The following is a 5,937-nucleotide window of genomic DNA, read 5'->3' as shown; positions in this document are numbered from 1 at the left end:
CCCATGCCCGCCTGCTGGTGCAGCGGCGCAATCGCCTTGCCGCCGCCTCGGCGCAACTGCGCGCCCTGGATCCGGGCAATACGCTGGCGCGCGGCTATTCAATCGCGCGTGACGCCGAAGGCCGCATCGTGCGCGATGCGGCCGCGCTGTCGGCGGGCCAGCCGCTCGACCTGAGCTTCGCGCAGGGCGGGGCGCAGGTCCAGGTGCAATCGACGCGTTCCACGCGCGACCCAAGCTAGTTCTTCCGCGAGCCCCGACGGGGGACGGCGCGCGGCGCGATCGCGCGCAAATCCTCTCCACCCAAACCATGGCGGCAGGATGCTCCACGACAGAAATCTGAAATGGGCGGCCACCGGAATGGCCGCGGCGATCTGGGCGATCGGGAGTGGCTCCGTGGCCCATGCGGAAAATGCAGCCGTTTCCCCGGCAGCGGCGGCGGCCACCGCACCCTCCGTCGCGCCACCCTCAGCCCCAGCCGCCGATTGCAACTGCGCGTCGCCGTACCGCGAATACAAAAGCGCCGACACGCCGGAGACGGAGGCCCTGTTCGCAGCAGTCGGCCGCAACGACGAGGCGGCATTCCTGGCTGCGCTGGCGCAAGTCGAACGGCCCGGCGATTATGCCCGTGACGGCGTCCCCTTGCTGCACGCCTTGCTGATGCCGCCACGCGATCTGCGGTCGCAGTACGTGTATTGGGACATGACGCCGGAAGACGCGGCGCGGTTGCGCCAGGCCCATGAGGCCGGCCTGCCGGCCCGCGCGCGCATGCTGGCCGCGCTGCTGGCCACCAAGCCGGCCCTGAACGACATCACATACGAATCGCGCCGGCCGCCGCTCCACCTGGCGCTGTTGTACGGCACGCCGGCCATCATGGAGGCGTTGCTGGCCGCGGGGGCCAACCCCGACCAGCGGGGTGACCAGAACAACAGCCCGCTGGAATTCCTGCTTCACCGCGATTTCGAATTCGCAGTGCGCCAGACCTACCTGCCGCGCCTCGTCGACCGCAAGAGCCTGACGCGCATGGTGGTGGCTTTGTTCGGCGCCGGCGCCAGCCGCCCGTATGCGGCGCTCGACGCCGATACCGCAGCGTCAAGTGTCTTGAAGGACGGACGGGGCAAGACGCGGCCCGCAGCGGACTTCCTTGCGTGGCTGCCACTAGTGGAACTGACGGAAGGCGCAAAAGCCCTGCGCGCGCTGACCGTCACGGGCAGCCGACCCGCCTATGAAGAGGAACTGACCGCCCTGGCGTTCGCCGCCTACGAAGGCGATGCGCAGGCCGTGTCGTACCTGATGGAGGTGGGCCCTCGCACAATCCCGGCCACGGCGTACGGAGAAAGCGGCGACCGTGACGTGTGGCTGGATGCGGCGCAAGCAGCGGTCGAAGGCGGGCATCCCGCAATCGCCGAACAACTGCTGCGCGCGGGCATGCCCTTCGCGCAACGCGGCCCGCAAGTGGGCTCGGGCGGCCTGATATTCGCCAAGCCCCAGATGGGCAACCGGCCGATCATGAACCTGGCGGCCCAGCGCGGCGACACGCAGACCGTGCAGCGCCTCCTGGCCCTCGGTGCGCCGGTCGATGGCGATCCCGCGGAACCGCATGGCAACACGCCGCTGGCCGATGCCGTCGAAGCCGGCAAGTCCGGCGTCGTGAAGGCGCTGCTGGCCAGGGGCGCCGATCCGGGCTTGCAACGCGAAGGCTACGACCGCTGGTCGGCGTTGGAGGTGGCGGTTCGGGCCGGAGACACTGCGTTGCTGCGCACCCTGCTAGCGGCGATGAAACCAGACGCGCTGCGCGCGGCGCTGCAGAACCCCGCCGACTCGCCCGTCGCGCAACTGCTGCGGCAGCCGGGCGGGCAGGGCGCGGCAGTGCTGCGCATGTTCGCGGACGCGGGATTCGACATGAAGACGCTGGACGCAAGCGCCATTCGCCAGGCGCTCGAAAGCCGCGACACGGCGCTGGCCTTGATGCTGATCGAGGCGGGCGTGCCGGTGAATCCGTACGTGGACCCCGCGGTAAAAGCAGCCGATAAAGCGCCCGGGGACGGGGCCGGCCGCGATGCCTGGCCGCTAAGCCTGGACGATCCGCGCGGCACGCCGCCGCTACTCCTGGCGGCCACCTCGGGCCAGGTGGCGGTCGTCGATGCATTGCTGGCCAAGGGCGCGGACCCCGCCGCCATCGCGCCGGACGGCGAGAGCGCTTTGTATTGGCTGATCGGTCGTCAGGACACTGCCATGCTGGATCGGCTGCTGCGCGCCGGCGCGCGGTTGGACGATCCGCGGCTGCCGGTCGCGCCCAACCCGTACGCACTGCTCAACGCCGCCGTGGCGTCCGGCGACATGGAAACGGTGCGCCGCGTGAGCGCGGCGAACCGCCAGCCGGTTGTGCAAGCGTGCATGCCAGACAACGGGGAGTTCGTGCTGATCGACAAGCCTGGCTACTTTGCAGCACTGCATGCGGCCGGTTTCACCGGTCAGCCATCGTCATGCGCGCGGGATGGACGTGCCTTGCCCGATCGCATCGTGTCGATGCTGCTGCATAGCCGGGAGCTGGTCACCGCGCGGCATGACACCGTGGTGCAGGTATTGCGTCTGTTGAAGGCGTCGGGCACCGATCTGGATGCGCCGCTGCCCGACGGCGATACGCCGCTGAATGCCGCCATCCGGCTGGGACGCCGGGACCTTGCCCAAGCGTTGCTCGACGCCGGCGCCAGCCCTGATGCCGGCGACGGCTTGGGCCGCGGCCCTGCGTGGATCGCACTGGAAACCGGCCAGCCCGCCATGCTGGCCTTGCTGGCGCTGCACCACGCGCGCTTCGATGCGGCGGTGGCGCCGCCGGGCCAGTCGTTCCACACGGCGCTTGTCTGCCAATCCGATCCGGCCTTTGCGCGCGTCCTGCAAGAGGCGGGCGTCACGCTGCAGGCAGACTGCGCGCCACCGCCCGCGCAAGGCCGGCGCGTGGGATCCAAGGCCGCCAGCAAGTCTTCGGAAGCCGTGCGCATCCCGGGGCATTACTACCTGCGCGGCGTGCGGGAAGTCGGCAGCGAATTGCTGCTTCTGGAAGACGGCAGCTTCGAATACTTCCTGAGTTATGGCGCCGTCGACATCAACGCGCGGGGCGCCTGGCGCAGCGACGGCAAGCAGGTGTTTTTGGACACGCCGCCGCTGCGGCCGTACTCCGCCATCGCGAACGTGCGCGCGGACACCAGGCCGNNGCCAAGGCCGGCATGCTGACGGTGCGCGTGTATCACCGCGGCCGCCCGGTCAATATCGACGTGGCGGTGTCATCGGCCGATCAGGACTATGGCGGCGGGCCGCGCCAATCGGAAGGGGCGGACGGCGTCTCCGTGCCCATCGCGGCGGGCGCGTTGAAGGCGCTGGCCGTCTTCGTGCCGGCGCCGTCAGGTGGGCGTTGGCACGAGGTGGACGTGGCCCGCATCGACGCCGCTACCCGAGCCGTGCGCATCGACGTCGACGTGCCGGACGACGCGGCCAGCGCNNTGCGGTGAGGCCATGCGGTGAGGCCATGCGGTGACGCCGTGCGCGCCGCCGCGCGAGGGCGCAACAACGCACGGTCATAAGCATGTGCCCGTTAACCCCGCGCCAGCGCGGGGTTAACACGGTATCCTCAGGAGTTGCCGATACAATTGACCGGCTTGATCGTGCTCTCAACAGAAGGAACCATCACATGGCACATACTCTTCCCCCCCTGCCTTACGAACTCGACGCTCTGGCGCCGCACATCTCCAAGGAAACGCTGGAGTTCCACTACGGCAAGCATCACCAGACGTACGTCACGAATCTGAACAACCTGATCCCGGGTACGGAATTCGAAACGCTGTCGCTGGAAGACATCGTGAAGAAGTCCTCGGGTGGCATCTTCAACAACGCAGCCCAGGTCTGGAACCACACGTTCTACTGGAACAGCCTGGCTCCCAAGGCCGGCGGTGCACCGTCGGGCGCGCTGGCTGACGCCATCAACGCCAAGTGGGGCAGCTTCGACGCCTTCAAGGAAGCCTTCAACAAGTCGGCTGCCGGCAACTTCGGTTCGGGCTGGACCTGGCTGGTCAAGAAGGCCGACGGTTCGGTCGACATCGTCAACACCAGCAACGCCGCCACCCCGCTCACGACGGCCGACAAGCCGCTGCTCACCTGTGATGTCTGGGAACACGCGTACTACATCGACTACCGTAACGCGCGTCCCAAGTACCTGGAAAACTTCTGGGCACTGGCAAACTGGGATTTCGCCGCCAAGAACTTCGCCTGATCGGCGCTTCCAGCACGCATGCGGCCCTTGCGCCGCATGCCTGGAAACACGACCCCTCGCCCCGGCGAGGGGTTTTCTTTTGTTCAGCAAAAAGTCAGTTTCGAAAACCCTGTCGATTGTCGCGTTCATTACACGGAACTGACGCCTGAAGTGGCTTTTTCTCAGGGTAAGCCCTAGACCAAACGTCGATATCGTCTCTCTCCGGTCAGCGCCTGCACCCCGGAGCGCATGGCTGCGGCGAAGCCGCCACAAGCCGGGGCACATACAGGGAAGGGAAGCATGTTGCGGTTATTCAAGGGGATGCGCATCGGCGCTCGCCTGACAGGCGCGTTTTTGCTGGTGGCGGTGATAGGCGGTGCGATCGGGGCCTTCGGCGTATGGGGGCTGTCGCGTATCAATGAAATGAATGACAGGCTTTACGACACCGAATTGCGCGGCATTTCGGATCTGAAGGAAGCCAACATCAATCTGATCTACGCAGGTCGTGCGCGCAATGCGTATCTGGGGGCGTCGACCGACCAGGAGCGTCTGGCGCTGCGCAAGCAGTTCGACGACGCGGTCAAGAACATGGACGTGCTGCGCGAGAAGGCTGCCGCCAATTTCTACGAAGAACAGACCAAACACCTGCTCGCGCAGTTCGGCGAAACCGAACAGGTGTGGAAGCGCGAGGCGGCCGCATTCTTCGACGCGGCCAAGTCGCAGCCGCTGACGCAGAGCGATCCGCGCGTGGCCGAGATCGAGAAGCGCGTCATCGTCGCGTCGCAAAAGCTGGACGACCTGATGACCAGTCTGGCCATCAGCAAGGAAAAGTCTGCCGAGCGCTCGGTGCAGGAAGGCACGGACCTTTATGGCACCGTCCGCGCGATCATGATTGCGCTGGCTGTCGCGGGTGTGGCGATCGGCATGCTGCTCGGTTTGCTGGTGACGCGCGGCATCGTTCGCCCGCTGACCGAGGCCGTATCGGCCGCACGCCAGGTGGCCGCGGGCGACCTGACCACCGATATCCGCGTGGTCACGCGCGACGAGACCGGCGATCTGATGGGCGCGCTCAAGGCCATGAACGAAAGCCTGGCCCGCATCGTCAAGGACGTGCGCGACGGCTGTGAAAACATTGCGTCGGCGTCGTCGCAGATCGCGCAGGGCAACGCCGATCTGTCGCAACGCACGGAAGAGCAGGCATCCTCGCTCGAGGAAACCGCGGCCTCGATGGAAGAGCTGACCAGCACGGTGCAGCAGAACGCCAACAACGCCAGCGAGGCCGACCGCCTGGTCAGCCAGGCGTCGAACGTCGCGGTGCGCGGCGGCGAGGTGGTCGAAGGCGTCGTGCAGACCATGAGCGCGATCTCGGACAGTTCGCGTCGTATTGCCGACATCACGGGCGTGATCGACGGCATCGCGTTCCAGACCAACATCCTGGCGCTCAATGCCGCCGTGGAAGCGGCGCGCGCGGGCGAGCAGGGCCGCGGCTTCGCGGTCGTGGCGGGCGAAGTGCGCACGCTGGCGCAGCGTTCCGCCGTGGCGGCCAAGGAAATCAAGGCCCTGATCGACGAATCCGTGACGCGCGTCGAAGGCGGCTCGCGCCAGGTCGACGAGGCCGGACGCACGATGCGCGAAGTGGTGGACAGCGTGCGCCAGGTCGCGACGCTGGTGCGCGAGATCTCGGGCGCATCGGA

Annotated in this window: 4 protein-coding genes; all 4 read left to right on the top strand. The window is 67.3% G+C overall.

The features are described 5' to 3' along the window. Positions 1-239 (top strand): exodeoxyribonuclease VII large subunit (locus B3446_RS21270; RefSeq protein WP_291384750.1); only part of this gene is annotated, 239 nt, incomplete at its 5' end. A 79-nt stretch (positions 240-318) separates the two neighbouring features. After that, a complete protein-coding gene (locus B3446_RS21265) occupies positions 319-3,231 on the top strand; it encodes an ankyrin repeat domain-containing protein (RefSeq protein ID WP_422652846.1) in 2,913 nt (970 codons plus the stop codon). Between the two features lie 454 nt (positions 3,232-3,685). Beyond that, a complete protein-coding gene (gene sodB, locus B3446_RS21260) occupies positions 3,686-4,264 on the top strand; it encodes a superoxide dismutase [Fe] (RefSeq protein ID WP_191575618.1) in 579 nt (192 codons plus the stop codon). A 279-nt stretch (positions 4,265-4,543) separates the two neighbouring features. Continuing rightward, positions 4,544-5,937: methyl-accepting chemotaxis protein (locus B3446_RS21255; RefSeq protein WP_291384746.1), on the top strand; the 1,394-nt coding region annotated here is incomplete at its 3' end.

This window comes from Achromobacter sp. UBA5777 (assembly GCF_002418565.1).
GTDB classification, from domain to species: Bacteria; Pseudomonadota; Gammaproteobacteria; order Burkholderiales; family Burkholderiaceae_B; genus Achromobacter; species Achromobacter animicus.
Note: the sequence above shows the minus strand (reverse complement) of the source record. Positions and strands in the feature narration are given on the sequence as shown.